The following is a 25,497-nucleotide window of genomic DNA, read 5'->3' on the forward strand; positions in this document are numbered from 1 at the left end:
GGGAGTGCCGATGTGCCGTCGTTTCGCTGCGGCGCCGTCGTGGCTGGTCGCGCAGTTCCTCGCGCCCCTTCAGGGCGCTGTCGAACCCCAGCCGCGCTCAGGACTGCTCCTGCGGGGCGCTCTTGATCACCGCGAAGCGGGCCCCGTAGGGGTCGGCGAGCTTGGCGATGCGGCCGACGCTCTCGACGTCCATGGCGGGCATCCGCACTCTGCCGCCCAGCTCCTGCGCCTTGCCGACGACCGTGTCCACGTCGTTGACCTCGAAGTACGGCAGCCAGTACGCCCCCGTCGCGGTCTCCGTGGGATCGTCGGCCAGCGGCACGAACCCGCCGAACATCGCGTCCTCCCCGGCATCGGCCGGGTTGACGCACGTGTACGTGCCGCCGGGGAAGGAGACGGCCGAGGTCTCCAGGCCCAGCGTTCTGTTGTAGAAGGCGGCCGCCGCGGCGATGTCCGGCGTGTACAGCTCGACCCAGCACAGTGAGCCGGGCTCGCCCGCCACGTCCACGCCCGTGGTCTGCGCGGGCTCCCAGAGGCCGAACGACACGCCCGCCTGGTCGGCGAGGATCGCCATCGTGCCCTGGCCCATCACGTCCATCGGCGCGAAGAGCACTCTGCCGTGCGCCTGCTCGGCCGCCTTGGCCGTGGCCTGTGCGTCCGAGGTCCGGAAGTACACCGTCCACGACGGAGGGCCCTGCTCGGACGTGGTCTGCATCCCGCCCGCCACGGTCTTGCCGTCCAGCTGGAAGAAGCCGTAGCCGCCGGCGTCGGGGCCCGCCGACTCGAACCGCCAGTCGAAGAGCGCGCCGTAGAAGGAGCCGGCGCCGTCGATGTCGGACGTGCCGACGTCGATCCAGTTCGGAGCGCCGTCGACGAAACGGGTGGTGAGCATCATGCCCTCCTCGAAGGGGTCCCGTCCTCTGCCTCTGCTCTGCACTGCCGAGTCTTGCACCGACCACTGACAATCGCTGCCGGAGCACGCCCGCCGCCGCGAGCCGCCCGGGCGGCCACGGTCGATTACCATCGGTAACCGGTGCGGTGCGGGCTGGTGCACGGACTGGTGCATCGCACCGGTCTTCGCCGCCGCCTCTTCCCGCCGCGTCTTCCCACGGCCTCTTCTTCCGCGCGCCGCCGTGCGTCGCGGTGTCCGCCGGGGTCATCATCGAGGCGGTCGGGGCCCCGGCACGCTCGCACATATATGCGGCGTTGATCGAACGTTTTTCGCCGCCGGGCACGCTTCTCGCCATGTACACCGACACGATTCCCACGCCCGAGCTCACCTGGCAGCGCGAGGCGTTGTGCGCACAGACCGGGGCCGAGTTCTTCTTTCCCGAGCCCGGCAGCTCGGTCCGGGAGGCGAAGCGCATCTGCGGCATGTGCGAGATGCGCCCGGCCTGCCTGGAATACGCCTTGGCCAACGACGAGCGCTTCGGCGTCTGGGGCGGCCTGTCCGAGAAGGAGCGACTGCAGATCAGACGCACGGCGAACTGAACGTGGAAGTCGCGCTGTTCCTCGGATAATTCAGACGACCGCGTCGCGGGGGTGCGGTTAGGATCCGAGGGCGCGTCCGGACGTAGCGCAGAGGTAGACGCGTCGCCCTGCACAGGCGAATGACGCCGGTTCGAATCCGGTCGTCCGGATGCGTGCGCGGTCCCGTAGAGCAGTGGCAGACTCGCCACCTTCTCAGGGTGGATACGCCGGTTCGATTCCGGCCGGGACCACAGTTGGACGAGGGCGGGGCGGGCGGGGACGCATGGGCGAGGAGAACCAGGGGACGGCGCTCACCTCGCCGGTCACCGAGGCGGAGTTGGCCGCCTTCCACGAGGTCATGGCCAAGCTGCGCACCCTGCCCGCCGACGATCCCGTACGGCTGCGGGCCGAGCACGTCGCCGCGTCCTTCGCACGCGACGGACGACTGCGGCGGCGCCGGGCCCGCGGCGCCGAGGTGTCGGCCGCCGACGCGGCGACGATGGCCGCGACCGCGACCGGCGCCCTGGACCGGCGCGAGGACGCGGCCCTGGCGGACGGCGGCCGAGGCGGCGCCTTCCGTCGGCCGCGGACCTGCTACGTCTGCAAGACGCCCTATCGAGAAGTCGACACCTTCTACCACCGTCTGTGCCCGGACTGCGCCGCCGACAACACCCGCCGCCGCTCCCTGAGCACCGACCTGAGCGGACGCCGGGTCCTGCTGACCGGCGGCCGGGTGAAGATCGGCTTCCGGCTGGCGCTGATGATGCTGCGCGACGGCGCGCAGACCGTCGTCACGTCACGCTTCCCGCACGACACCGTCCGCCGGTTCCGCGCCGAACCGGGCAGTGCGCAGTGGCTGGACCGGCTCACCGTGCTCGCTGTCGACCTGCGCGACCCGCGGCAGGTGCTCGGCCTGTGCGAGGAACTGCGCCAGGAGGGTGAGCCGTTCGACATCCTCGTCAACAACGCGGCGCAAACCGTGCGCCGTCCGCCGCAGTCGTACGCCCTGCTGGCCGCAGGCGAGCACGACGCGCTGCCCGAGGGCGCGCGCCCGGCGCCAGGGTTCACCTCGATGCGGATGCTGGAGGGGCTCGGGGGTTCCGTCTCCGCGCTGCCCGCCGCCCTGCGCGAGGCCGACGAGGCGGGGCTGCTGCCCGACCCCTCCCCGGAGAACTCCTGGTCGGCGCGGCTCGGCGCGCTCGACCCGGCCGAGGTCCTGGAGACCCAGCTCGTCAACGCCCTGGCCCCCGCGCTGCTCTGCGACCGTCTGCTGCCGCTGCTGCTCGCCTCCCCGCATCCGCGCCGGTACGTGGTCAACGTGACCGCCGTCGAGGGCCGGTTCGCCGTGCGCAACAAGATGCCCGGGCATCCGCACACCAACATGGCCAAGGCCGCCCTCAACATGCTCACCCGTACCAGCGCCGCCGCTCTCGCCGAGCAGGGCGTGCACATGTGCGCCGTGGACACCGGCTGGATCACCGACGAGAACCCGGCGCCGAAGAAGGCCCGGATGGCGGGCGCGGGCTTCCGCACCCCGCTGGACATCGTGGACGGCGCGGCGCGCGTGTACGACCCGATCGTGCGCGGCGAGGCCGGGCACCCGGTGTCGGGCGTGTTCCTCAAGGACTACCAGGAGGCCCAGTGGTGAGGAGCGCTCCGCTGGGAGTGCCGCGATGTGCCGTCGTTCTGCTGCGGCGCCGTTGTGGCCGGTCGCGCAGTTCCCCGCGCCCCTTCAGGGCGCTGCCCAGCCGTAGCCGACTTCGCTCGACCCGCTCAGGAGACCGCGGCCGGGCCCGGCCGGATTCGCCGGAGTGCCGCACGTCGTCCCGCGCCCCCTCGCGGATCTCGCCCTGCTGCTCGACTGGCTGCGGGCCGGACGCCCGGCGGGGGAGCGGCTGGGCTTCGCCGCCCGCGTCACGCTGCTCGACCTCGACCTCGGCCGGGTCCGGGCCGCCGCCGTGCTCGGCGCGGCGGACAACCGGCTGGACCTGACCGCTGCCGAGACCGTCGGGCGGACGCTGGCGGCCACCCGCTTCGTCCTCGGGCAGGGCGTCGCCGCCGTCAAACAGCGGCCGCGGCGCTCAGCGCCCATGTCCCGGCCCCGGCCGTGCGCAGCGTGCATCGGGCGCCGACGCGGCCGGCCTCGGTCGGGCTATCCTCTGCGGCAAGGGCGGGGTCGTAGCGCAGAGGCAGGCGCGCCGGGTCTCCAAAACCGGGTCACGCTGGTTCGAATCCAGCCGCCCCGCCCCCTCCAGCTCCGGCCCCCTCCAGCTCCGGCCCTTTCGCCGGGCTGGGTCGGCCGGGCTCGGTCAGCCCGCGGCGCGTGCCGCCATGCGGGCCTTGCGCGTGGCCAGCTTCTCGTCGAACTTCGAGGCCTCCGCGTCCAGGCCGCCCATGAACAGGCCGATCTCCTCCTGCGCCTTCTGCCCCTCGGGGCCGAGGCCGTCGATCTCCATGATCTTCAGGAAGCGCAGCACGGGCTGGATGACGTCGTCGTGGTGGATGCGCATGTTGTAGACCTCACCGATGGCCATCTGCGCGGCCCACCGCTCGAAGCCGGGCATGCCGTGGCCGGGCATGCGGAAGTTCACGATGACGTCCCGGACGGCCTGCATGGTGAGGTCGGGGGCGAGCTGGAAGGCGGCCTTCAGCAGGTTGCGGTAGAAGACCATGTGCAGGTTCTCGTCGGTCGCGATGCGCGCCAGCATGCGGTCGCAGACCGGGTCGCCCGACTGGTGACCGGTGTTGCGGTGCGAGACGCGGGTCGCCAGCTCCTGGAAGGCGACATAGGCGACCGAGTGCAGCATGGAGTGCCGGTTGTCCGACTCGAAGCCCTCGCTCATGTGGACCATGCGGAACTGCTCCAGCTTGTCCGGGTCCACCGCGCGCGAGGCGAGCAGGTAGTCGCGCATCACGATGCCGTGCCGGCCCTCCTCCGCGGTCCAGCGGTGCACCCAGGTGCCCCAGGCGCCGTCGCGGCCGAAGAGGGAGGCGATCTCGTGGTGGTAGCTGGGCAGGTTGTCCTCGGTGAGCAGGTTCACGACGAGCGCGATCCGGCCGATCTCGGTGACCTTGGACTGGCCCTTCTCCCAGGCCTCGCCGTCCTCGAAGAAGCCGGGGAAGTTGCGGCCGTCGCTCCACGGCACATACTCGTGGGGCATCCAGTCCTTGGTGACCTTGAGATGCCGGTTGAGTTCCGTCTCGACGACTTCCTCCAGGGCGTACAGCAGCTTGGCGTCGGTCCAGACGGCGGGGCTGCCGAGGTGCGGGGAGGTGATCGTCACGGGAACTCCAGAGGGGACGTCGAACGGAGTGGAACCATCCGGCGAGCGAGGCCGGAACTTACGGGATCGTAGGCTACGTACCCGTAGGTTACGAAGCCGTAGGTTAAATCCGCTGTAAAGATCGCTGATCAGCCGCGTTTCGTCGAGTGATTCAAGGCACGCCGAACAGCCCCGGGAGCCGCAGGTCCCAGGGCCGAAGAGGTGATCCGTTCACCCGGTCAGGCGTACAGCTCACGCAGCCGGACCGAGAGGCACGTCACACAGCCTTCGAGCTTCTCGAACTCGCCGATGTCCACCACGACGGGCTCATGACCGAGATCGGCGAGCAGCTCCGCCGTCTTGGGCGCGCCGGCCGATATGAGGACCTGCGGGCCGCCGAGGAGCACCACGTGCGCGCCCGCCTCCTCGGGCACCGACAGGAAGCGCGGGAACAGCGACGGCCGGTCCACCTTGGGGATGTGGCCGATCACCGTCCCGTCGGGCAGCGCCGTGACCGCCGACTTCAGGTGCAGCACCTTGCTCACCGGCACCGCCACGACCCGCGCCCCCAGCGGCTCGAAGGCGGCCCGCACCTGCTGGACGCCGGCCGCGTTGGTCCGTCCGCCCCGGCCGACGTAGATCGTGTCGCCGATCTTGAGCACATCGCCGCCGTCCAGCGTGCCCGGCTCCCAGATCCAGTTCACCGAGCAGCCCAGACGGGCCACGGCCTCCTCGACGCCGGCGGTCTCGTCGCGCCGGGATTCGGCGCCGGAGCGCGCGATCAGGGCGACGTTCCGGTACATCACCACCGTGTCCTCGACGAACACGGAGTCCGGGCAGTCGTCCGCCGGATCGACCTCGACGGTCTCCCAGCCGTGCGTCCGCAGCGTCTCGGCGTACGTCTCCCACTGCTCCAGGGCGAGCTCGACGTCGACCTTCTCCCGCTCGACGTGCGTCACCAGGCCTTCGGCGAGGCGCGGGCCGGGGCGGCGGATGAGGGCCTTCTTGCTGGGCACGTCCAGGTCTCCGATTCGGGTGGCACAACCGGCGCCTCGGATGCGGGCGCCGGTCAGCCATCATGCAGGGCGCGACCATGAGCACAAAACCCCTCAGTAACAATGTGCCCGTCCTGAGACCCGCGCCCCGCCCCGCACCCTGCCGGCGTCCGGCGCCGCGCCCGGCCTGGGGCCCTAGGCCGGGTCCGCCACCTCCTCCGCCGTCGTCTCGCGCAGTTCCCCGTCCAGCAGCAGCCAGCGGGTGATGCCGATCGACTCCAGGAACGGCAGGTCGTGGCTGGCCACGATCAGCGCGCCCTCGTAGGACTCCAGCGCCGTGGTGAGCCGGCGCACGCTCGCCATGTCCAGGTTGTTGGTCGGCTCGTCCAGCATCAGCAGCTGTGGCGCGGGCTCGGCCAGCATCAGGGCCGCCAGGGTCGCCCGGAAGCGCTCCCCGCCGGAGAGCGTCGCCGCCTTCTGGTCGGCGCGGGCGCCCCGGAACAGGAAGCGGGCCAGCCGGGCCCGGATCCGGTTGTCGGTGGCGCCCGGCGCGAACCGTGCCACGTTCTCGGCGACCGTGCGCTCGTCGTCGAGGACGTCCAGGCGCTGGGGCAGGAAACGCAGCGGCACGTGCGCGTGCGCCACGCCGTCCGCGGGCGCCAGCTCGCCGGCGATCGTGCGCAGCAGCGTCGTCTTGCCCGCGCCGTTGCGCCCCACCAGCGCCACCCGCTCCGGACCGCGCAGGTCGAAACCGCCCGCCACGCGCGCGCCGTACGCGAGCCGCAGGTCCTGGAGGGTCAGCACCTCCCGGCCCGGGGGGACGGCCGTGTACGGCAGCTCGACGCGGATCTCGTCGTCGTCGCGGACGGCCTCCGCGGCGTCGTCGAGCCGCTCCCTGGCCTCGGCCAGCCGCTCCTCGTGCATGATCCGGTGCTTGCCGGCCGACTCCTGCGCCGCGCGTTTGCGCGCCCCCATGACGATCTTCGGCTCACGCTTCTGGTCGAACATCTTCTGCCCGTACCGCTTGCGGCGGGCCAGTTTGACCTGGGCGTCGACCAGCTCGCGCCGCTGCTTCTTCAGGTCGGCCTCCGCGACGCGCACCATGCGCTCGGCGGCCTCCTGCTCGGTGGCCAGGGCCTGCTCGTAGGCGGAGAAGTTGCCGCCGTACCAGCTGATCCCGCCGCTGTGCAGGTCGGCGATCTGGTCGACGAGGTCCAGCAGCTCCCGGTCGTGGCTGACCACGACCAGCACACCGGGCCAGGACGCGACGGCCGCGTACAGCCGCCGTCGGGCGTACAGGTCGAGGTTGTTGGTCGGCTCGTCCAGCAGCAGGATGTCCGGCCGGCGCAGCAGCAGGGCGGCCAGCCGCAGCAGGACCGACTCGCCGCCCGACACCTCGCCGATCGTGCGGTCGAGGTCGACATGGCCGAGCCCGAGCTCGCCGAGGGTGGCCAGGGCGCGCTCCTCGACGTCCCAGTCGTCGCCCAGGGTCTCGAAGTGCGCCTCGGACGCGTCTCCCGCCTCGATGGCGTGCAGGGCGGCCCGCTGTGCGGCGATGCCGAGCACGTCGTCGACCCGCAGGGCGGTGTCCAGGGTGACGTTCTGCGGGAGATGGCCGACCTCGCCCGCGAGGCGCACGGCGCCGTCGGCGGGGGCGAGTTCGCCGGCGATCAGCTTCAGCAGGGTCGACTTCCCCGAGCCGTTGACGCCGACGAGTCCGGTCCGGCCGGAGCCGAAGGCGACGTCGAGCTCTTCGAAGACGGCGGTGCCGTCGGGCCAGGAGAAGGCGAGAGAGGTGCAGGTGATGGAGTGAGTCAAAGCGGGCCTCGCGGGTGCGTGTGCGGTCAGGGGCGACACGTGTCGAGACACCGCAAGGCGGCGACCACCGCGGCAGCGCGAGGGCAAGAAAGAAGCCCTGCTGCACAAGGACGGGCATGGACGGCTCGAAGGCCGAGGTCGCACGCGTCGCACACACCTGTCGGGTGTGGCGCGGTGTCTCAGGACCTCAGACGAGCAACGTCCTTCTCCGATCGGCGGCAACAGAACCGCTTCCCACCGTAGGAGGGCCCGGGGGAGCCGTCAAAGGATTAACCGGACCGGCAGGCCTCAGCAGGCGTCGCGCATCAGCTCCGCCAGGTCGTGGTCGAGGTCGAGCTGCCGGTGCTCCGTGCCGGCCGGCACCAGCACACTCGTGGCGTGCAGGAAGCGGCGGATGTCCGCCGAGTGGACGTGCACGACGGCGGTGCCCTCGGGCGCGTGGAACTCCAGCACCGTGCGGTCGTACCCGTAGGGGCGCACCCGGACGTCGCCATGGCCCTCGGCCTCGTGCAGGCCCGCGGCGAGCAGCTCGCGGGCGAAGGTCCAGCAGACCTCGACGCCCTCCAGGGTGGCGGGAGCGGGGAAGGTCATACGGACGGCGAAGGGATCCCGGCGGTCGTAGTGCAGTGTGGCGGGGATGTTCGGCATCCGAGGCGCGGCGGCGACAAGACGGGCCTCTACGGGTTGCTCGATGACGATGGACAACGCCTTGCTCCCTCGTGACGGCGGGACGAACTTTCCGGGCGATGGGTCCGGACACAGGAAGAGACGCCGGAACCGGTCGATCCGTGCACACCTGTTTCTAGTGACCTCGGTCACCGCGATGCATGCACGGGAGTGACTCAGCTCTCCTTCCGTGCCCCCAGAGGCAGTTGAGGAGATCGACGGCATCTGGACGCCACCGAGAGCCGTGGGCTAGCTTCCCCCGCCATGAGGCCCTTGGGGAAGACGCGACGCACGGTACGTACGACACGGGGGGCCGGCCGGGTGGCCGCGGCGGTCTGCGGGGCGGTGCTCGCCGTCCTCACGGCCCTGCCCGCCCAGGCGCACCCGCAGCGGCCCGCGGCGCCGCGCTGGGACCTCAAGGACACCGGCGCCGCCGTCCGGTTCCGTGGCCTCGCGGCCGTCGACCGTGACACTGCCTGGGTGGCGGGCACCCAGGGCACTGTCCTGCGCACCTCCGACGGCGGCGCGAGCTGGCGGAACGTCTCGCCGCCCGGCGCGGCCGACCTGCAGTTCCGCGACATCGAGGCGTTCGACGCGCGCCGTGCCGTGGTGCTGGCCATCGGCGAGGGCGAGGCCTCGCGCGTCTACCGCACCGAGGACGGCGGCAAGACCTGGACGGAGGCCTTCCGCAACACCGACTCCCGCGCCTTCTACGACTGCATGACCTTCTTCGACCGCCGCCACGGCCTCGCCATGAGCGACCCGGTGGACGGAAAGTTCCGCATCCTGTCGACCAGCGACGCTGGCCGATCCTGGAACGTGCTGCCCGACGAGGGGATGCCGGCCGCCCTGGCGGGCGAGGCGGGCTTCGCCGCGAGTGGCCAGTGCCTGGTCGCCTCCGGGGCGAAGGACGTCTGGCTGGCGACCGGCGGGGCCGCACGCGCGCGTGTGCTGCATTCCTCCGACCGCGGTCTGACCTGGACGGCCGCCGACGCCCCGATCCCCGCAGGGGACCCCGCGCGCGGGGTCTTCGCCCTCGCCTTCCGCGACCGCGCCCACGGCCTCGCCGTCGGCGGCGACTACCGTGCCGACCAGCCGTCCCCGCAGGCCGCCGCCACGACCGGCGACGGCGGCCGCCGCTGGCGGACGGCGGCCACGCCGCCGCCCGCCTACCGCTCCGGCGTCGCCTGGCTCCCGCACAGCCGCACCGCGGCCCTCGCGGTCGGCCCCACCGGCACCGACCTGACCACCGACGCCGGCCGCACCTGGCGCACCCTCGACACCGGCTCGTACGACACCGTCGACTGCACCCCCGACCTCGGCTGCTGGGCGGCCGGCGAACAGGGGCGCGTGGCACGCCTGGAGAGTTGAGCCGTTCGCGGGGTACCCGGTGGGCCGGACGTGAAAGGAGTGAGCCGGACGTGAAAGGAGCGAGCCGGACGTGAAAGGAGCGAGCGCACATGCCACGCGGTTCCAGCCCCAAACGGGAACGCCAGTACGAGCACATCAAGGAGAGCGCGCAGCGACGGGGCGAGAGCACCGAGCGCGCGAAGGAGATCGCGGCCCGGACGGTCAACAAGGAACGCGCCCGGGCCGGCGAGTCGAAGACGGCCTCCCGCACGTCCGTCGAGGACATGTCCTCCGGCAGGCGCGGCGGCCTGCGCTCCGGCAAGGGCGCCCAGGGGCCCACCTACGACCAGCTCTACGAGGAGGCCAGGCGGCGGGGCGTCAAGGGCCGTTCGGGCATGGACAAGAGTGAGCTGCAGCGCGCCCTGGACAGCCGGAAGAGCTGACCGGAGCCGTACGCTCGGCCCCACCATGACGATCGTGAACATTCCCGCGGGCTGGCCCGCGACCGAGGAAGAGGCCCGCGCCGTCCAGGACGAGCTGCGGACGCGGACCGTGCTCGACGAGCCGGGGCCGCCGCCCGGGACGGGCTTCGTGACGGGGGTCGACGTCGCCTACGACGACGAGCGGGACGTCGTTGCGGCGGCGGCCGTCGTGCTGGACGCGGCGAGCCTCGACGTCGTCGCCGAGGCCACCGCCGTCGGCCGGATCTCCTTCCCGTACGTCCCCGGACTGCTGGCCTTCCGTGAGATCCCCACCGTGCTGGCCGCCCTGGAGGCCCTGCGCCGCCCGCCCGGCCTGGTCGTCTGCGACGGCTACGGCGTGGCCCACCCGCGCCGCTTCGGCCTCGCCAGCCACCTGGGCGTCCTCACCGGGCTGCCCACGATCGGCGTCGCCAAGAACCCGTTCACCTTCACGTACGACGACCCGGACGCCCCGCGCGGATCGGCGTCCCCGCTGCTGGCGGGCGACGAGGAGGTGGGGCGGGCGCTGCGCACCCGCGCGGGGGTGAAGCCGGTCTTCGTGTCCGTCGGCCACCGCGTCGGCCTGGACGCCGCCTGCGCCCACACCCTCGCCCTCACCCCGGAGTTTCGCCTTCCGGAGACCACCCGCAGGGCGGACGCACTGTGCCGCAGGGCGCTGCGAGACGCGGTTCAGGAGGCGACGATCCGCCACTGACCCACTTCCTTGTAGGCGGAGTCGTAGACCGCCGAACCGTCCCCGTCCTCCAGGGCGTAGTGCTTCAGATTGCCGCCCCAGTACCGCAGGATCCGCCCGAGCTCACCCACCCGGTCCTGGGCCGACACGCCGTCGTCCACCGTGACTTCGAGAACGAACTTCATACTGCTCCCCTTCCGCTGCGGTCCTGTTTTCGGTCCTGCTGCGATCAGCTGCTTCAATCGTTTCATTGAAGTGCTTGTTGGCACTCGGGAGCGCTTGAGGGCGGGGAACGGGCGCTGGGTGGCGCCGAAAGTCCCCAATGGGGTCGAGGGGCCCGGCCTGCGGCGGGCGCGCGTCTGCGTACGGTGCCTGAGTTCGGTGCCTGAGTACGGCGTCTGAGTACCTGTACGGATGTGCGCGCCGCGCCCCGCTCGGCAGGCTGGGCCGCATGACCACGCACCGTGCTCCGAAGCCCCTCGCCGACCCGGACCGATCCGTCGAGCGTGCCGTGACCGCCGCCCTGATCCTCGCCGTCCTGGCGGGGCTCGGCTGGATCGTCGGGATGATCTACACGCTCGTACAGTGGCCGGTCTGAGGCCGCGGACGCGACCGGGGGACGGTCAGCGGCTGGCCGCGACGCGGAAGCGGACGCCCGCCCGGGTCAGCCGCTCGGTCAGCGCGGCGCCCATCGCCACCGCCGTCGTGACCTGCCCCGCGGTCGGCGGGAGGGCGTCGCAGGCCAGGGCGAGCGCCGCCTCGGCGAACATCTTCGCCGTCTCGTCGTAGCCCGGGTCGCCGCCCGAGACCTCGGTGCACACCCGTCGGCCGCCGCCCTCGCCGACGAACCGGACGGAGAACCAGCTCCGCGCCCGCCGCTCCGCGCTCGGCCCCTCCCCGGGCTTGAGCCGGTCCGACAGCCAGCGCCGGGCGGGCGGCAGTTGGGCCGCCGCGACGAGCGTCCCGACCGCCGCGACCCCGCCCACGGCGACGGGCAGCCGCCGTACGGCCGCGTAGTGCCGGTAGCGGAAGTCGGGCCCGTAGCGCGGCAGCGACCGCGCCGAGCGGAGCACGATCTGCGGGTCGACGGTCGGCAGCGGCAGCGCCCAGGCGCCGACCTCCGGGGCGAACCGGGGCGCGCCGATCGGCGCGGCGGCCCGGCGGCCCATGAGCCGCGGTTCGTGCCGTCCGCGCTCGCGCGCGGCGGCCGCCATCTGCCGGGCGCGCGCGAACTGGCCCAGGGCGGAGGCGAAGGTGCCGCCCGAGAACATGGCGTCGGCGGTCACGAAGCCGTCCACGGTGAGCGGCACGCCCTCCGGGAGCTGCCGGACGGTGTAGTACACGCCCAGGTCGTGCGGGACGGAGTCGAACCCGCACGCGTGGAGCAGTCGCGCACCCGTCTCACGCGCGCGTGCGTCGTGCCGGACGTACACCAGATCCACGAACTCCGGCTCGCCGCTGAGATCGAGGTAGTCGGCGCCGGTGTCCGCGCAGGCGGCCACGAGTTCCTCGCCGTACGTCACATAGGGGCCCACCGTCGTGGCCACCACGCGCGCGTGCTCCGCGAGGGCGCGCAGCGACGCCGGGTCCGCGACGTCGGCCCGCAGCACCCCGACGTCCACGCCGAGCCGTTCGCGCAGCCCTTCCAGCCTCTTCTCGTCGCGGCCGGCGATCGCCCAGCGCAGTTCGGCGGGCGCGTGCGCGGCGAGGTACTCCGCGGTGAGCGTGCCGACGAAGCCCGTGGCCCCGAAGAGCACGATGTCGTACGGACGGTCCGACCTTTTCAGCCTGCTCATGACATCCCTTCGCCGTGCAGCCCGCGCCGCTGTCGGTGGCTGAGGCTAGCGTGAGGAGTGCGGAGGCCGACGACGAGCCCGGAGGCAGCAGGTGACCGTGGACAGGAACGCCCTGAGGAAATGGGAGAAAGTGCGCGAGTTCGCGCTCGGACTGCCCGGCGCGACCGAGGAGTTCCCATGGGGCGAGACGGTGGCCAAGGTCAACAAGAAGGTGTTCGTCTTCCTCGGCGCCGACGACGGCAGTCACCCGCTGGGCGTCACGCTCAAGCTCGCGGAGGGGACGGCGCACGCGCATGCGCTGGCCGCGCCCGGCGCCGAGCCCGCCGGCTATGGCCTGGGCAGGTCGGGCTGGGTGAGCCTGCCGCTGGAGCAGAAGGGCGCCCCCGGGGCCGAGCTGCTCTGCGACTGGGTGGAGGAGAGCTACCGCACGATCGCTCCCAAGCGGTTCATAGCGGAGCTGGAAGCCCGCTGAGCCGGTCCGGCGGCCGACGCCCGGCGGTACGGCGACGGGCGGTACGGCCCCGGGCGGTACAGCGAGCGGTGGTGCGGCCGACGGTACGGCGAGCGGTGGTGCGGGCATACTGGCTAAGCGCTTGCTTGTGCTGCTCTTGTCTCCACCGGAACGTGTTCCTAACATCACTGGTGTTACATCGGTTGTGTCACAGCAAGGGGGCTGGATGACAACGGGACGGACGACCGGGCGGACCGGGCAGGGCCCGCTGACCGGCGTGCGCGTGGTGGAACTCGCCGGGATCGGCCCCGGCCCCTTCGCGGGGATGCTCCTGGCCGACCTCGGCGCCGACGTCGTCCGCGTCGACCGCCCCGGCGGCTCGGCGCTCGGCGTCGACCCCGCCCATGACGTCACCAACCGCAACAAGCGCTCGGTGATCGTCGACCTCAAGGCGCCGGACGGCCCCGCGCGCGTGCTCGACCTGGCCGCCCGCGCCGATGTGCTCATCGAGGGCAACCGGCCGGGCGTCGCCGAGCGCCTCGGGGTCGGCCCCGAGGCCTGCCACGCCCGCAACCCCCGACTGGTCTACGGCCGGATGACCGGCTGGGGCCAGCACGGCCCCCTTGCCCACCGCTCCGGCCACGACGTCTCCTACCTCGCCGTCACCGGCGCCCTCGGCATGATCGGCGCCCCGGACCAGCCGCCGCCGGCCCCCGCCAACCTGCTCGGCGACTACGCGGGCGGCTCCCTCTACCTCGTCGTCGGCGTCCTCGCCGCCCTCCACCACGCGCGCGTGAGCGGCGTCGGCCAGGTCGTCGACGCGGCCATCGTCGACGGCGCGGCCCACCTCTCCACGATGATCCACGGCATGCTCGCCGCCGGCGGCTGGCAGGACCGGCGTGCCGTCAACCTCCTCGACGGCGGCTGCCCGTACTACGGCACCTACGAGACCGCCGACGGCGGGTACATGGCCGTCGGCGCGCTGGAGCCGCAGTTCTACGACGAGTTCGTCCGCCTGCTGGGCCTGGCGGAGTTCCGGGACGCGCGCAAGGACCGGACGCGCTGGGGCGAGCTGCGCGAGGCCGTCGCCGCCCGCTTCAAGTCCCGCACGCGTGAGGAGTGGACGGCCCTGTACGAGGGCTCCGACGCGTGTGTCGCGCCCGTGCTGTCGCTGCGCGAGGCCCCGCACCACCCGCACCTCGCCGCCCGCGGGACCTTCACCGACCACGGCGGCATCACCCAGCCCGCCCCGGCGCCCCGCTTCTCCGACACGCCCACCGCCGTGCGCACCGGGCCCGCGCGCCCCGGCGCCGACACGCGCGAAGTGGCCCGTGACTGGGACATACCGGGCCTGGTGACCGATCTTGTGAAGACCCCCGAGAACACTCTCGCGCCCCGGACCGACTTCCCGCAGACCGACTTCTCACAGACCGAGTTCCAGCAGACCCAGTTCCCGCAGCACGACTCCCCGCAGCACGACTCTCCGCACCAGGGCGGCTGACCCCGCCCCGCTCGGCCCACCCTCCCGAAAGGCCTGCCAGTGAGCACCGAAGCGTACGTGTACGACGCGATCCGCACCCCACGCGGCCGCGGCAAGGCGAACGGCGCCCTGCACGGTACGAAGCCCATCGACCTCGTCGTCGGCCTCATCCACGAGCTGCGAGACCGCTTCCCGGGCCTCGACCCGGCCGCGATCGACGACATCGTGCTCGGCGTCGTCGGACCGGTCGGCGACCAGGGCTCCGACATCGCGCGCATCGCCGCGATCGCGGCCGGTCTGCCGGACACCGTGGCCGGCGTGCAGGAGAACCGCTTCTGTGCCTCGGGTCTGGAGGCCGTCAACCTGGCCGCCGCCAAGGTCCGTTCGGGCTGGGAGGACCTCGTCCTCGCAGGCGGCGTGGAGTCGATGTCCCGGGTGCCGATGGCCTCGGACGGCGGCGCCTGGTTCAACGACCCGATGACCAACCTGGCCGTCAACTTCGTGCCCCAGGGCATCGGCGCCGACCTCATCGCCACCATCGAGGGCTTCTCCCGGCGCGACGTCGACGAGTACGCGGCCCTGTCGCAGGAGCGGGCGGCGACGGCCTGGAAGGAGGGCCGCTTCGACCGCTCGGTCGTCCCCGTGAAGGACCGCGCCGGCCTCGTCGTCCTCGACCACGACGAGCACCCGCGGCCGGGCACCACCGCCGACTCCCTGGGCAAGCTCAAGCCCTCCTTCGCCGACATCGGCGAACTGGGCGGCTTCGACGCGGTCGCGCTCCAGCAGTACCACTGGGTGGAGAAGATCGACCACGTCCACCACGCGGGCAACTCCTCCGGCATCGTCGACGGCGCCTCCCTGGTCGCGATCGGCTCCAAGGAGGTCGGCGAGCGCCACGGCCTCACCCCGCGCGCGCGGATCGTCTCCGCCGCGGTCTCCGGCTCCGAGCCGACGATCATGCTCACCGGACCCGCGCCCGCCACCCGCAAGGCCCTTGCGAAGGCCGGCCTGACCATCGACGACATCGACCTCGTCGAGATCAACGAGGCGTTCGCCGCGGTCGTCCTGCGCTTCGTCAAGGACATGGGCCTGTCCCTCGACAAGGTCAACGTCAACGGCGGCGCGATCGCCCTCGGCCACCCGCTCGGCGCCACCGGCGCGATGATCCTAGGCTCGCTCGTCGACGAGCTGGAGCGCCAGGACAAGCGCTACGGCCTCGTCACGCTGTGCGTGGGCGGCGGCATGGGCGTAGCCACCGTCGTCGAGCGCGTCTGACCACCCAGCGGCAGTCCAAGACTTCTACGGAGACCCCGTCATGACTCTGAGCACCACCATCCGCTGGGAACAGGACCGCACCGGCCTGGTCACCCTCGTCCTCGACGACCCGGACCAGTCCGCCAACACCATGAACGCGGCGTTCCGCGCCTCGCTCGCCGCGGTCGCCGACCGTCTGGAGGCCGAGAAGGACTCCGTCCGGGGCGTCGTCATCACCTCCGCCAAGAAGACCTTCTTCGCCGGCGGCGACCTGCGCGACCTCATCCGCGTCACCCCCGAGACCGCGCAGGAGCTGTTCGAGGGCGGACTGGAGATCAAGCGCAACCTGCGCCGCATCGAGACCCTCGGCAAGCCGGTCGTCGCCGCGCTGAACGGCGCGGCCCTCGGCGGCGGTTACGAGCTCGCCCTCGCCTGCCACCACCGGGTCGCCCTGGACGCGCCCGGATCGAAGATCGGCTGCCCCGAGGTCACCCTCGGCCTGCTCCCCGGCGGTGGCGGAGTCGCCCGCACCGTGCGCCTGCTGGGCATCACCGACGCCCTCCTCAAGGTCCTGCTCAAGGGCACCCAGTACAGCCCCCGGCAGGCGCTGGAGAACGGCCTGATCCACGAGGTCGCCGCCACCCCCGACGAACTCCTCGCCAAAGCCCACGCCTTCATCGACGCCCACCCCGCATCGCAGCAGCCCTGGGACGAGCCGGGCCACCGCATCCCCGGCGGCACCCCCGCCCACCCCAAGTTCGCCGCCAACCTGCCCGCCTTCCCGGCCAGCCTGCGCAAGGAGACCAACGGCGCCCCCTACCCCGCGCCGAGCCGGATCCTCGCCGCCGCCGTCGAGGGCGCCCAGGTCGACTTCGAGACCGCCCAGGTCATCGAGGCCCGCTACTTCGTGGAACTGGCCGCCGGGCAGACGTCGAAGAACATGATCCAGGCGTTCTTCTTCGACCTCCAGGCCGTCAACTCCGGCGTCAACCGCCCCCAGGGCGTCCCGTCCCGCCAGGTCCGCAAGGTCGCCGTCCTGGGCGCCGGGATGATGGGCGCCGGCATCGCCTACTCGTGCGCCCGCGCGGGCATCGACGTCGTGCTCCGGGACGTCTCCGCGGAAGCCGCCGCCAAGGGCAAGGCCTACTCCGAGAAGCTCTGCGCCAAGGCCGTCGCCCGGGGCCGCACCAGCCAGGAGAGGGCGGACGCGCTGCTCGCCCGCATCACGCCCACCGCGGACCCGCAGGACCTCGCGGGCTGCGACGCCGTCATCGAGGCCGTGTTCGAGGACACCTCCCTCAAGCACAAGGTGTTCCAGGAGATCGAGCACATCGTCGAGCCCGACGCCCTGCTCTGCTCCAACACCTCCACCCTCCCCATCACCGTCCTCGCCGAAGGCGTCGAACGCCAGGACGACTTCATCGGGCTGCACTTCTTCTCGCCCGTCGACAAGATGCCGCTCGTCGAGATCATCAAGGGCGAGCGCACCGGGGACGAGGCGCTCGCGCGCGCCTTCGACCTGGTCCGGCAGATCAAGAAGACGCCGATCGTCGTCAACGACTCGCGCGGCTTCTTCACCTCGCGGGTGATCGGCCACTTCATCAACGAGGGCGTCGCCATGGTCGCCGAGGGCATCGAGCCCGCCTCCGTCGAGCAGGCGGCCGCCCAGGCGGGCTACCCCGGCAAGGTGCTGGCCCTGATGGACGACCTGACGCTCACCCTCCCGCAGAAGATCCGCAAGGAGTCGAAGCGGGCGGTGGAGGAGACGGGCGGCACCTGGCCCGGACACCCCGCGGAGGCCGTCATCGACCGGATGGTCGACGAGTTCGACCGCCCCGGCCGCAGCGGCGGCGCGGGCTTCTACGAGTACGCGGCGGACGGCAAGCGGGGCGCGCTGTGGCCGGGCCTGCGCGAGCACTTCACGCGCGCGGGCGCCGAGATCCCGTTCGAGGACATGCAGGAGCGCATGCTCTTCGCCGAGGCCCTCGACACCGTCAGACTCGTCGAGGAAGGTGTGCTGACGTCCGTGGCCGACGCCAACATCGGCTCCCTCTTCGGCATCGGCTTCCCCGGCTGGACCGGCGGCGTGCTCCAGTACATCAACGGCTACGAGGGCGGACTCCCCGGATTCGTGGCACGCGCGCGTGAACTCGCCGAGCGCTACGGCGACCGCTTCACCCCGCCCGCGCTGCTGGTCGCGAAGGCCGAGCGGGGCGAGACCTTCACGGACGCCCGCTGAGCCACCGGCCGGCCACCGTCACGGGGAGCCGTCGTCCGTCGGCGGCTCCCCGAGCCACTCCCGCAGCTCCTCCGTCAGCGACCGCTGGAAGGCCGTCAGCAGCGCCTGCACGACCAGGGGCTGCATATGCGCCGAGAGCGACCGCACCGCCTGCGCGTCGCGCTCCGGCACCTCCTCGCGCAGCAGCCGCGACAACGCGCGCGCGGCGTCGCGCGCGTGGTCGAGGAGGACGGTCCGGGCCGCGCGGATCGACTCCGGCGACAGCGGCACGTCGAGCAGCCGCACACCCAGCCTGAGCAGCCCCGGATCGACCCGGTACGCGTCCGCGCCGAGCGGGTCCCCGGCGTGGGCCTCGACCACGCCCATCGCGATGAGCCGGGCCACGTCCTCCTCGCCGAGCGTCCGCCCCGCCAGCCGCCGGAGCTCCTCACCCGTCACGGTCTGCACGGCGTCCGGCGCCCAGGAGGCCACCACGGCCCGGTGCACGGCGAGGTCGTGGGCGTCGAGGCCGGGCGGCAGCCGGTCCAGGTAGCGCTCGATCGCCGCCAGCGTCAGGCCCTGCCGCCGCAGCTCCTCGATCAGCGCGAGGCGGGCGAGATGCCCGCCGCCGTAGTGCCCCACCCGGCGCGCGCCGATGACCGGCGGGGGCAGCAGCCCCTTGGTGCCGTAGAAGCGCACCGTGCGCACCGTGACCCCCGCCCGGGCGGCCAGCTCGTCCACCGTGAGGGCCGGCTCCTCCGTCTCGCTCGTCATGCGCAGCAGTATCGCTGCCCAGGATCGCGGCGCAGCGGCTCGGGGCCGTTGTCAGTGGCACCGCCTACGGTGGCGTCATGTCGCAGATCGCTTATGTCCGGGGTGACGCCACCGTTCCGTCGGTGAAGGGCGTCAAGGTGATCGCCCATGTCTGCAACGACATCGGGGGATGGGGAAAGGGCTTCGTCCTGGCGCTGTCCCGCCGCTGGCCGGAGCCGGAGGCCGCCTACCGCGCCTGGCACCGCGAGCGGGCCGCCAACGACTTCGGCCTGGGCGCGCTCCAACTCGTCCAGGTGGAGCGGTACGTATGGGTCGCCAACATGGTCGGCCAGCGCGGCACCCGGACCGGCAGCAAGGGCGTCCCGGTGCGCTACGAGGCGATCGACGCCGCGCTGTCCCGGCTGGCCGACCGGGCGCTCGAACTCGGCGCGTCGGTGCACATGCCACGGATAGGCTGCGGACTGGCCGGCGGCAAGTGGTCCCGCGTCGAGCCGCTCGTCACCGAGCGGCTGGTGCGGCGGGGCGTCGCGGTGACGGTGTACGACCACGGGGAGGGGTAGCGCGCATGCGCGAGAACGCGCAGGGGGACAGGAGCCGGGACACGGCCCGGGACGTCGACGTCCTGGTCCTGGGCGGGGCCGGCGTCGACACGATCGTGCACGTGCCGGAGCTGCCGCTCCCGTACGCCGACAGCTATCTGATCGACAGCGGGATCCGGGCCCGCGCCGGACAGACCGGCGACTTCGTCGCCCTGGGCCTCGCCGCCCTCGGCCTGCGCACCCACCACCTGGACTTCCTCGGCGACGACCCGGAGGGCGACCTGGTCCGCGCCCTGCACGAGCGGCACGGCATCGCCCTCACCGCGATCCCGCAGCCCGCCGGCACCAAGCGCGCGGTCAACCTGGTGAGCCCGGACGGCCGGCGGCTCTCGCTGTACGACACCAGCCGCGGCCGCCCCGGCGACCGCTTCCCCGAGGACACCCTGCGGGCGCTGGCCGCGGCGAGCCGCCACGCGCACGTGTCCATCACCCAGCCGTGCGCCGACGCCCTGCCCCTGCTGCGCGAGGCCGGCCTCGGCATCTCCACCGACCTGCACAACTGGGACGGCGAGAACCCCTACCAGGAGGCCTTCGCCCACGCGGCGGACGTCGTCTTCGTCTCCACGGCGGCGCTGACCGACCCGGAGGCGACCATGCGCCGCATCGCCGAGCGCGGCCGCGCCGAGGTCGTCGTCGCCACGGCGGGCGCGCAGGGCGCGTATCTGCTCTCCGACGGCGAGCTGACCCATGTACCGGCCGTCACCCCGCCCGCGCCGGTGGTGGACTCCAACGGCGCGGGCGACGCCTTCGCGTCCGGCTTCCTCTTCGGCCGTCTCAGCGGCGAACCGCCGCGCCGCTGCGCCGAGTACGGCGCACTGGCCGGGGCGTACGCGTGCACGGTGCCGTCCACGCAGAGCGCGGCGATCGCGCGCGAAGCGCTGCTCGCCGGAGCCGGAGCCGGAGCCGGATCCTGAGCGGGCGCGCCAGGTCTACTTGCGCCACGCCTACTTGCGCCTGGCCGCCGCGAAACCGATCAGACCGACGAGGGCGACGACCGCCCCCAGCAGGGACAGCACGGGAATCCCGGCGATCAGCCCGATGCCGACCCCCAGCGACCCGATGCCCGCCGTCGTTCGCCACGCGACCTCGTTGCCGTTCTGCGCGCCCGCCATGACATCCCCCGGTTCGTCCGCGATTCCTTCACGCCTTGATACCCATACGCGGCCGGAATCAGACGGGAGTTCGGGGTCAGTGTGCGTGCAGGTCGTTGGTCGCCGCGATCTTCTTCCAGGACTTCGGCGGCACGGGCGCGACTCCAACGGCGGCGGACGCCTTCGCGGCCGGCGCGTCGGCGGCAGCCGGTGTCGTGGGCGTGGTCGGCTTCGTCGGCTGGAACAGCCAGGTGTCGAACAGCGCGCCCAGCGGCTTCCCGGAGACCTGCTCGGCGTACGCCCGGAACTCGGCGATCGTCGCGTTGCCGTACGCGTGCCGCTGCGGCCAGCCCTTCAGGACGGCGAAGAACGCGTCCTCGCCGATCTCGCCCCGCAGCGCCTGCACCGCCAGCGCCCCCCGGTCGTAGACGGCGATGTCGAACTGGTGCGCGGCGCCCGGGTCGCCCGGCTTCACCGTCCAGAACGCGTCGTCGGCCGGGTGCGAGGCGTACACGTAGTCCGCGAGTTCCTGCGCTGTGCCCTCGCCCTCGTGCTCGGACCACAGCCACTGCGCGTACCGCGCGAAGCCCTCATTGAGCCAGATGTCCTTCCAGCCCTTCACGGACACCGAGTCGCCGTACCACTGGTGCGCCAACTCATGCACCACCAGGGTGGTGTTGGCGCCGCTCGCGAACTGCCGAGGGCTGTAGTACACCCGGCTCTGCGTCTCCAGCGCGAACCCGGTCGTCGTGTCGGGGACATACCCGCCGGCCGTGCTGAACGGGTACGGCCCGAAGTAACCGGTCAGCCAGTCGACGATCTCGCCGGTGCGCTCCACGCTCGCCCGCGCGGCCCCGTCGTTGTCCCCGAGGTTCCTGCTGTAGGCGTTGATCACCGGCACGCCGCCCTCGGACGTGCTCGTCGTGACGTCGAACTTCCCGAGCGCCAGCGTGGCGAGATAGGTCGCCTGCGGCTTGTTCTGACGCCAGGTGTAGCGGGTCCAGCCGAGGCGTGAAGTCGTCGACTGGAGGGTGCCGTTGGAGATGGCCTGGGTGCCGTCCGGCACGGCCACCGACACGTCGTAGGTCGCCTTGTCCAGCGGGTGGTCGTTGCTCGGGAACCACCACCAGGCCGACTCGGGCTCGTCCGCCGCGACCGCGCCGTCCGGGGTGCGGTGCCAGGTGGAGAAGCCGTACGCGCTCTTCGTCGACGGCACCCCGCTGTACCGGACGACGACCGTGACGGACGTCCCCTTCGCCAGCGGGCTCTTCGGCGTGACCACCAGCTCGTGCTCGCCGGAGGTGGTGAACGCGGCGGTGGCGCCGTTGACCCGGACCTCGCTGACGTCCAGCAGGAAGTCCAGGTCGAAGCTCGACAGGTCCTCGGTGGTGCGCGCGAGGATCGTCGCCGTCCCCGCCAGCTCGTCCGTGGCCGGCTGGTACGTCAGCCGCAGGTCGTAGTGGGAGACGTCGTAGCCGCCGTTGCCGTAGGCCGGGTAGTAGGGGTCGCCGATGCCCGGCGCGCCGGGGGAGTGGCTCGCGGCGGACGCGGGGATCGCCAGCAGCACGGACGCGGCGGCGAGTGCGCCGGGCGCGAGGAGTCTGCGGTGCACGAAAGCTCCAAGTCGTGGGGGACGGAGTTCTGTTCGGAGCCTATTGAGTCCCTGCGCGCGCAGAGGTGTCCACCGCCGCGCCTGTCACACGATCGCCATTCGGCCGTCATGGCGCACACCCCTCCCAGGGAGGCGTTCCGGCCACAGCGGGCGCACAGTCGCCCTCTTCTGCACGGGAGTTGACCGGGGTAGCGTCCCGCGCATGTCGACACGCATGCGCTTCACGATCTGGAGACCGCTCGCGACCGCCGTCATCACCCTTCTGACGGCCGCCTTCCTCACCCCGACGGCCGCCCATGGCGCCTCGGGCGCCCCGCGTGAGAGCAGGCCCGTCTACTCCTACGAGAACGCCGTCCGCGAAGCCGTCTGGGTCGACACCGGACTCGACGGCGACGGCGACGGGCGCACGGACCGCGTCGCCGTCGACGTCGTCCGCCCCCGCGAACCCGCCGCCCAGGGCCGCAAGGTGCCCGTCATCATGGACGCGAGCCCCTACTACTCCTGCTGCGGACGCGGCAACGAGAGCCAGCGCAAGACCTACGACGCGGCCGGGAACATCGTCCGGATGCCGCTTTTCTACGACAACTACTTCGTGCCGCGCGGCTACGCGTTCGTCGGCGTCGACCTGGCCGGCACCAGCCGCTCCGACGGCTGCGAGGACGTCGGCGGCCGCAACGAGGTCCGGTCGGCGAAGGCCGTGATCGACTGGCTGAACGGCCGCGCCGAGGCCTACACCACCCGCACCGGCAGCGCGACCGCGAAGGCGGACTGGACCAACGGCAGGACCGGCATGATCGGCAAGAGCTGGGACGGCACGATCGCCAACGCCGTCGCCGCCACCGGCGTGCGGGGCCTGAAGACGATCGTCCCGATCAGCGCCATCTCCTCCTGGTACGACTACTACTTCAGCCAGGGCGCGCCCCTCTACGGCTCGGGACCCGACAGGCTCGCCGACTACGTCGACAGCCCGGAGTCCCACGCCAAGTGCACGGCCGTCCAGCAGCGACTCGTCGACGAGGCCCCGCGCACCGGCGACCTGACCTCGCTGTGGGCCGAACGCGACTACGTCAAGAACGCGCACCGGGTGAAGGCCAGCGTCTTCCTCGTGCACGGCCTTCAGGACCTCAACGTGCGCGCCAAGCACCTCGGCCAGTGGTGGGACGCCCTCGCGAGGAACGGCGTGGAGCGCAAGATCTGGCTCTCCCAGACCGGCCACGTCGACCCCTTCGACTTCCGCCGCGCCGACTGGGTGGACACCCTGCACCGCTGGTTCGACCACGAGCTCCTCGGCTACGACAACGGCGTCCACCGCGAACCCATGGCCGACATCGAACGCCACCCCGACCAGTGGGTCACCTCCAAGGTCTGGCCGCCGCAGGGCACCCGGACCGCGACCCTGCGCCCGGCCGCCGGCGCAGAGTCCGGCGTCGGAACCCTCGGCCTGCGCAAGGGCGCCGGCGCCGCGGCCTTCACCGACGACCCGGGGCTCGGCGAGACCGACTGGGCCGCGCGGATCGACGCGTCGACCCCGGAGAAGGCCGGGTTCGTCACCGGAGCCCTCACCCGTGATCTGCGGCTGTCCGGCTCCTCGAAGGTGACGGTCACCGCCACGCCCAGCACCGCGACGGCGCATCTGACCGCCGTCCTCGTCGACGTCGGCCCCGACACCATCCGCGACTACGCGGCGAGCGGCGAGGGCATCACCACCCTCGCCGAGCGCACCTGCTGGGGCGCGAGCACCGCGGGCGACAGCGCCTGCTTCAGGGAGACGACGGCGCGGACGGCCGACGTCGGCCAGACGGTCGTCAGCCGCGGCTGGGCCGACCTGGGCACCTACGCCGACCCGGGCAAGGGCGTTCCGCTCACCCCGGGCAAGGCGTACACGATCACCCTCGACCTGGCCGCCACCGACCACGTCGTGCCGGCCGGGCACCGCCTCGCGCTGATCGTCGCGGGCACCGACCGGAACCTCATCGACCCGCCCGCCGACAGGGGTTCGCTGACGCTGGATCTGGGCCGCACGTCTGCCCGGGTGCCGTTCGTCGGCGGCAGCGCCGCGTTTGCCGCGGCCACGAGGGGATCAACGGCGGGTGGGCATGGCTCCGGTCCGCTGGACGGCGTAGGCGCACCGGGCGGCACGTATCGGGTTCCGTAGCGGCTGCGTGCTGCCGTCGCCCGTCCGCGGCTGCGCGGTGGCTGGTCGCGCAGTTCCCCGCGCCCCTTCAGGGCGTGGGTGTCGAGGGGGTGGCCAGGTCTGTCGCCTCCTCGGCGCAGCCCTGGCGTATCGCGCGGCATGTATCGGGTTCCGTAGCGGCTGCCGTCGTCCGTCCGCGGCTGCGCGGTGGTTGGTCGCGCAGTTCCCCGCGCCCCTTGAGGGCGTCGGCGTCTCAGCGGCGGCTGCGTTTGGCTTCGGTCCGCCGCGCGGCACCGCGCTCCTTCAGGGCCTCGGCGTTGAGGAGGTGGCCAGGTCTGCTGCCTTCTCGGCGCAGCCCCAGGCCACCGTCACGCCTGCCCCGCCGTGTCCGTAGTGGTGCACCACCGTCCGGCCGTCCGGCAGGCGGGTCCGCTCCAGCCGCACCGTGGGCCGGGCCGGCCGCAGCCCCACCAGGTGTCCCAGGATCCGCGCCCCGCCGACCTCCGGCCGCAGGGCCGCACAGCGCCGGACGATCGCCTCGGCCGCCCCCGGGTCCGGCTCCAGCGACCACGCGTCGTCCTCCGCGGTGCCGCCCAGCAGCAGCCGCCCGGGCAGCGGGAAGAGGTAGGCCGTCTCGCCGTCCGGGCCGGTGGCGACCAGCCAGGTGTCGACGCCGGGGTTCTCCACGACGACGAGCTGCCCCCGCACGGGCCGCACCGACGCGTCCCCCGCCAGCTCCCGCGCGCCCAGCCCGGTGCAGTTGACCACCACCGGCGCCTCGGCCTCGGCCAGGTCGGTCACCGCGCGCTCCTCGACCGTGCCGCCCGCCCGCAGCAGCCGCTCCCGCAGCCACGGCAGATGCGTCGCCATGTCGATCAGCGGCAGCCGTGTCGCGATGCCCCGCCCGGCGGCGTACTCGCGCGCCGTGGCCCGGCGCAGCCCGGGCAGCCGGCCCACCGCCCAGCTCTCGACGTCGGCCAGGTCCGTCCCGCCCATCACCCCGTCGACCAGGCGCACCCCGGTCTCCCCGGGCCGCGCCGCGAGCCGCTCGTAGATCTCCAGGGACCGCAGCGCCCACGCCCGCGCCGACGCCAGCGGCTCGATGCGGTACGGCCACCACAGCCCACCGGCGACCGCCGAGGTGGTCCGCTCGGCCGGTTCGCGCGTCCAGACCCGCACCCGCAGGCCGCGCTCGGCGAGGACCACGGCCGTCGCCAGCCCGATGACCCCGCCGCCGACCACGATGACATCGCCCACATCGCCGCTCGATCGACTCTCCACGCGCGGACGTTAACCGACCGCGCGGCCGCACGGCGAGACCGCGGGGCACCGCGGCAGCCGGGCACTCCGCACGGCGACTAGGATCTACGA

The 25,497-nt window shown here is 72.7% G+C and carries 24 protein-coding genes and 3 tRNA genes; 16 read left to right on the forward strand and 11 right to left on the reverse strand.

The annotated features are described in order from the left end of the window. Nucleotides 1-97: 97 nt before the first annotated feature. Nucleotides 98-892 carry a VOC family protein gene (locus tag ACWCPF_RS13190; RefSeq protein WP_451045170.1) on the reverse strand — a complete coding sequence of 265 codons (795 nt, stop codon included), beginning with the start codon at nucleotides 890-892 and terminating at the stop codon, nucleotides 98-100. A gap of 353 nt (nucleotides 893-1,245) precedes the next feature. On the opposite strand from ACWCPF_RS13190, the gene ACWCPF_RS13195 reads away from it, so the two are divergent. The 5 genes from ACWCPF_RS13195 to ACWCPF_RS13215 all read left to right on the forward strand — a co-directional run bounded on the left by ACWCPF_RS13195 (nucleotide 1,246) and on the right by ACWCPF_RS13215 (nucleotide 3,717). Beyond that, nucleotides 1,246-1,491: a WhiB family transcriptional regulator gene (locus ACWCPF_RS13195; protein ID WP_451045171.1), complete on the forward strand. Its 246-nt coding sequence runs from the start codon at nucleotides 1,246-1,248 to the stop codon at nucleotides 1,489-1,491. A 76-nt stretch (nucleotides 1,492-1,567) separates the two neighbouring features. Further along, nucleotides 1,568-1,640 (forward strand) — tRNA-Cys (locus tag ACWCPF_RS13200). Nucleotides 1,641-1,649: 9 nt separating this feature from the next. Next, nucleotides 1,650-1,721: transfer RNA gene (locus ACWCPF_RS13205), tRNA-Glu, on the forward strand. Nucleotides 1,722-1,753: 32 nt separating this feature from the next. Continuing rightward, complete coding sequence (locus tag ACWCPF_RS13210; protein WP_451045083.1) at nucleotides 1,754-3,118, forward strand: SDR family NAD(P)-dependent oxidoreductase; 1,365 nt, start codon at nucleotides 1,754-1,756, stop codon at nucleotides 3,116-3,118. A 522-nt stretch (nucleotides 3,119-3,640) separates the two neighbouring features. Continuing rightward, nucleotides 3,641-3,717 (forward strand) — tRNA-Trp (locus tag ACWCPF_RS13215). A gap of 62 nt (nucleotides 3,718-3,779) precedes the next feature. Here ACWCPF_RS13215 and ACWCPF_RS13220 read toward each other — a convergent pair. The 4 genes from ACWCPF_RS13220 to ACWCPF_RS13235 form a co-directional block, all read right to left on the reverse strand. After that, a complete protein-coding gene (locus ACWCPF_RS13220; RefSeq protein ID WP_451045084.1) occupies nucleotides 3,780-4,754 on the reverse strand; it encodes an acyl-ACP desaturase in 975 nt (324 codons plus the stop codon). Nucleotides 4,755-4,972: 218 nt separating this feature from the next. Further along, complete coding sequence (gene ddaH / locus ACWCPF_RS13225; RefSeq protein ID WP_451045085.1) at nucleotides 4,973-5,749, reverse strand: dimethylargininase; 777 nt, start codon at nucleotides 5,747-5,749, stop codon at nucleotides 4,973-4,975. Nucleotides 5,750-5,923: 174 nt separating this feature from the next. After that, nucleotides 5,924-7,546, reverse strand: coding sequence for an ABC-F family ATP-binding cassette domain-containing protein (locus ACWCPF_RS13230; RefSeq protein ID WP_451045086.1), 1,623 nt, complete (start codon nucleotides 7,544-7,546; stop codon nucleotides 5,924-5,926). 288 nt (nucleotides 7,547-7,834) lie between these two features. After that, nucleotides 7,835-8,251 (reverse strand): SsgA family sporulation/cell division regulator, encoded by a 417-nt coding sequence (locus ACWCPF_RS13235; protein ID WP_451045087.1) that lies wholly within the window; start codon nucleotides 8,249-8,251, stop codon nucleotides 7,835-7,837. A 225-nt stretch (nucleotides 8,252-8,476) separates the two neighbouring features. Here ACWCPF_RS13235 and ACWCPF_RS13240 point away from each other — a divergent pair, with 225 nt between their 5' ends. The 3 genes from ACWCPF_RS13240 to ACWCPF_RS13250 all read left to right on the forward strand — a co-directional run bounded on the left by ACWCPF_RS13240 (nucleotide 8,477) and on the right by ACWCPF_RS13250 (nucleotide 10,738). Beyond that, entirely contained in the window at nucleotides 8,477-9,583 is a 1,107-nt protein-coding gene (locus ACWCPF_RS13240) for a WD40/YVTN/BNR-like repeat-containing protein (protein ID WP_451045088.1), read from the forward strand. 89 nt (nucleotides 9,584-9,672) lie between these two features. After that, entirely contained in the window at nucleotides 9,673-10,005 is a 333-nt protein-coding gene (locus ACWCPF_RS13245) for a plasmid stabilization protein (RefSeq protein WP_451045089.1), read from the forward strand. A 25-nt stretch (nucleotides 10,006-10,030) separates the two neighbouring features. Beyond that, nucleotides 10,031-10,738, forward strand: coding sequence for an endonuclease V (locus tag ACWCPF_RS13250; protein WP_451045090.1), 708 nt, complete (start codon nucleotides 10,031-10,033; stop codon nucleotides 10,736-10,738). On the opposite strand, the gene ACWCPF_RS13255 is transcribed toward ACWCPF_RS13250, so the two are convergent. Next, on the reverse strand, nucleotides 10,714-10,902 hold the full coding sequence (locus ACWCPF_RS13255) for a hypothetical protein (protein WP_451045091.1): 189 nt from the start codon (nucleotides 10,900-10,902) through the stop codon (nucleotides 10,714-10,716). The two genes, ACWCPF_RS13250 and ACWCPF_RS13255, sit on opposite strands and share 25 nt — an antisense overlap. A 266-nt stretch (nucleotides 10,903-11,168) precedes the next feature. On the opposite strand from ACWCPF_RS13255, the gene mmpA reads away from it, so the two are divergent. Then, nucleotides 11,169-11,315, forward strand: a complete 147-nt coding sequence (mmpA, locus tag ACWCPF_RS13260; RefSeq protein WP_451045092.1) for a morphogenic membrane protein MmpA — start codon at nucleotides 11,169-11,171, stop codon at nucleotides 11,313-11,315. Nucleotides 11,316-11,340: 25 nt separating this feature from the next. On the opposite strand, the gene ACWCPF_RS13265 is transcribed toward mmpA, so the two are convergent. After that, nucleotides 11,341-12,513, reverse strand: coding sequence for a saccharopine dehydrogenase family protein (locus ACWCPF_RS13265; protein ID WP_451045093.1), 1,173 nt, complete (start codon nucleotides 12,511-12,513; stop codon nucleotides 11,341-11,343). A gap of 91 nt (nucleotides 12,514-12,604) precedes the next feature. Here ACWCPF_RS13265 and ACWCPF_RS13270 point away from each other — a divergent pair, with 91 nt between their 5' ends. The 4 genes from ACWCPF_RS13270 (at nucleotide 12,605) to ACWCPF_RS13285 (ending at nucleotide 17,937) form a co-directional block, all read left to right on the forward strand. Then, nucleotides 12,605-12,985, forward strand: coding sequence for an MmcQ/YjbR family DNA-binding protein (locus tag ACWCPF_RS13270; RefSeq protein WP_451045094.1), 381 nt, complete (start codon nucleotides 12,605-12,607; stop codon nucleotides 12,983-12,985). 205 nt (nucleotides 12,986-13,190) lie between these two features. Further along, entirely contained in the window at nucleotides 13,191-14,465 is a 1,275-nt protein-coding gene (locus ACWCPF_RS13275; protein ID WP_451045095.1) for a CaiB/BaiF CoA transferase family protein, read from the forward strand. Between the two features lie 39 nt (nucleotides 14,466-14,504). Next, nucleotides 14,505-15,719, forward strand: coding sequence for an acetyl-CoA C-acetyltransferase (locus ACWCPF_RS13280; RefSeq protein ID WP_451045096.1), 1,215 nt, complete (start codon nucleotides 14,505-14,507; stop codon nucleotides 15,717-15,719). A gap of 40 nt (nucleotides 15,720-15,759) precedes the next feature. After that, nucleotides 15,760-17,937, forward strand: a complete 2,178-nt coding sequence (locus ACWCPF_RS13285; RefSeq protein WP_451045097.1) for a 3-hydroxyacyl-CoA dehydrogenase NAD-binding domain-containing protein — start codon at nucleotides 15,760-15,762, stop codon at nucleotides 17,935-17,937. An 18-nt stretch (nucleotides 17,938-17,955) separates the two neighbouring features. On the opposite strand, the gene ACWCPF_RS13290 is transcribed toward ACWCPF_RS13285, so the two are convergent. Beyond that, nucleotides 17,956-18,690, reverse strand: coding sequence for a MerR family transcriptional regulator (locus ACWCPF_RS13290; protein WP_451045098.1), 735 nt, complete (start codon nucleotides 18,688-18,690; stop codon nucleotides 17,956-17,958). Nucleotides 18,691-18,767: 77 nt separating this feature from the next. Here ACWCPF_RS13290 and ACWCPF_RS13295 point away from each other — a divergent pair, with 77 nt between their 5' ends. Continuing rightward, entirely contained in the window at nucleotides 18,768-19,250 is a 483-nt protein-coding gene (locus ACWCPF_RS13295; RefSeq protein ID WP_451045099.1) for a macro domain-containing protein, read from the forward strand. Between the two features lie 5 nt (nucleotides 19,251-19,255). Then, complete coding sequence (locus ACWCPF_RS13300) at nucleotides 19,256-20,203, forward strand: adenosine kinase (protein ID WP_451045100.1); 948 nt, start codon at nucleotides 19,256-19,258, stop codon at nucleotides 20,201-20,203. A gap of 30 nt (nucleotides 20,204-20,233) precedes the next feature. Here the strand turns inward: ACWCPF_RS13300 and ACWCPF_RS13305 are convergent, their stop codons facing one another. Together ACWCPF_RS13305 and ACWCPF_RS13310 are read right to left on the reverse strand one after the other, a co-directional pair. Continuing rightward, complete coding sequence (locus tag ACWCPF_RS13305; protein WP_451045101.1) at nucleotides 20,234-20,401, reverse strand: hypothetical protein; 168 nt, start codon at nucleotides 20,399-20,401, stop codon at nucleotides 20,234-20,236. A 76-nt stretch (nucleotides 20,402-20,477) separates the two neighbouring features. Beyond that, nucleotides 20,478-21,992, reverse strand: a complete 1,515-nt coding sequence (locus ACWCPF_RS13310; protein WP_451045102.1) for a M1 family metallopeptidase — start codon at nucleotides 21,990-21,992, stop codon at nucleotides 20,478-20,480. A 202-nt stretch (nucleotides 21,993-22,194) separates the two neighbouring features. Here ACWCPF_RS13310 and ACWCPF_RS13315 point away from each other — a divergent pair, with 202 nt between their 5' ends. Next, a complete protein-coding gene (locus tag ACWCPF_RS13315) occupies nucleotides 22,195-24,147 on the forward strand; it encodes a Xaa-Pro dipeptidyl-peptidase (protein WP_451045103.1) in 1,953 nt (650 codons plus the stop codon). Between the two features lie 282 nt (nucleotides 24,148-24,429). Here ACWCPF_RS13315 and ACWCPF_RS13320 read toward each other — a convergent pair whose 3' ends face one another. Continuing rightward, entirely contained in the window at nucleotides 24,430-25,407 is a 978-nt protein-coding gene (locus ACWCPF_RS13320) for an NAD(P)/FAD-dependent oxidoreductase (RefSeq protein ID WP_451045104.1), read from the reverse strand. Nucleotides 25,408-25,497: the final 90 nt, after the last annotated feature.

Source organism: Streptomyces sp. NPDC001858 (assembly GCF_053594615.1).

Coding starts and splice junctions, on each gene's coding strand:
- ACWCPF_RS13190 (WP_451045170.1), bottom strand. CDS start 892: ATGCTCACCACCCGTTTCGTCGACGGCGCTCCGAACTGGATCGACGTC.
- ACWCPF_RS13195 (WP_451045171.1), top strand. CDS start 1,246: ATGTACACCGACACGATTCCCACGCCCGAGCTCACCTGGCAGCGCGAG.
- ACWCPF_RS13210 (WP_451045083.1), top strand. CDS start 1,754: ATGGGCGAGGAGAACCAGGGGACGGCGCTCACCTCGCCGGTCACCGAG.
- ACWCPF_RS13240 (WP_451045088.1), top strand. CDS start 8,477: ATGAGGCCCTTGGGGAAGACGCGACGCACGGTACGTACGACACGGGGG.
- ACWCPF_RS13245 (WP_451045089.1), top strand. CDS start 9,673: ATGCCACGCGGTTCCAGCCCCAAACGGGAACGCCAGTACGAGCACATC.
- ACWCPF_RS13250 (WP_451045090.1), top strand. CDS start 10,031: ATGACGATCGTGAACATTCCCGCGGGCTGGCCCGCGACCGAGGAAGAG.
- ACWCPF_RS13255 (WP_451045091.1), bottom strand. CDS start 10,902: ATGAAGTTCGTTCTCGAAGTCACGGTGGACGACGGCGTGTCGGCCCAG.
- mmpA (WP_451045092.1), top strand. CDS start 11,169: ATGACCACGCACCGTGCTCCGAAGCCCCTCGCCGACCCGGACCGATCC.
- ACWCPF_RS13265 (WP_451045093.1), bottom strand. CDS start 12,513: ATGAGCAGGCTGAAAAGGTCGGACCGTCCGTACGACATCGTGCTCTTC.
- ACWCPF_RS13275 (WP_451045095.1), top strand. CDS start 13,191: ATGACAACGGGACGGACGACCGGGCGGACCGGGCAGGGCCCGCTGACC.
- ACWCPF_RS13285 (WP_451045097.1), top strand. CDS start 15,760: ATGACTCTGAGCACCACCATCCGCTGGGAACAGGACCGCACCGGCCTG.
- ACWCPF_RS13290 (WP_451045098.1), bottom strand. CDS start 18,690: ATGACGAGCGAGACGGAGGAGCCGGCCCTCACGGTGGACGAGCTGGCC.
- ACWCPF_RS13295 (WP_451045099.1), top strand. CDS start 18,768: ATGTCGCAGATCGCTTATGTCCGGGGTGACGCCACCGTTCCGTCGGTG.
- ACWCPF_RS13300 (WP_451045100.1), top strand. CDS start 19,256: ATGCGCGAGAACGCGCAGGGGGACAGGAGCCGGGACACGGCCCGGGAC.
- ACWCPF_RS13305 (WP_451045101.1), bottom strand. CDS start 20,401: ATGGCGGGCGCGCAGAACGGCAACGAGGTCGCGTGGCGAACGACGGCG.
- ACWCPF_RS13315 (WP_451045103.1), top strand. CDS start 22,195: ATGTCGACACGCATGCGCTTCACGATCTGGAGACCGCTCGCGACCGCC.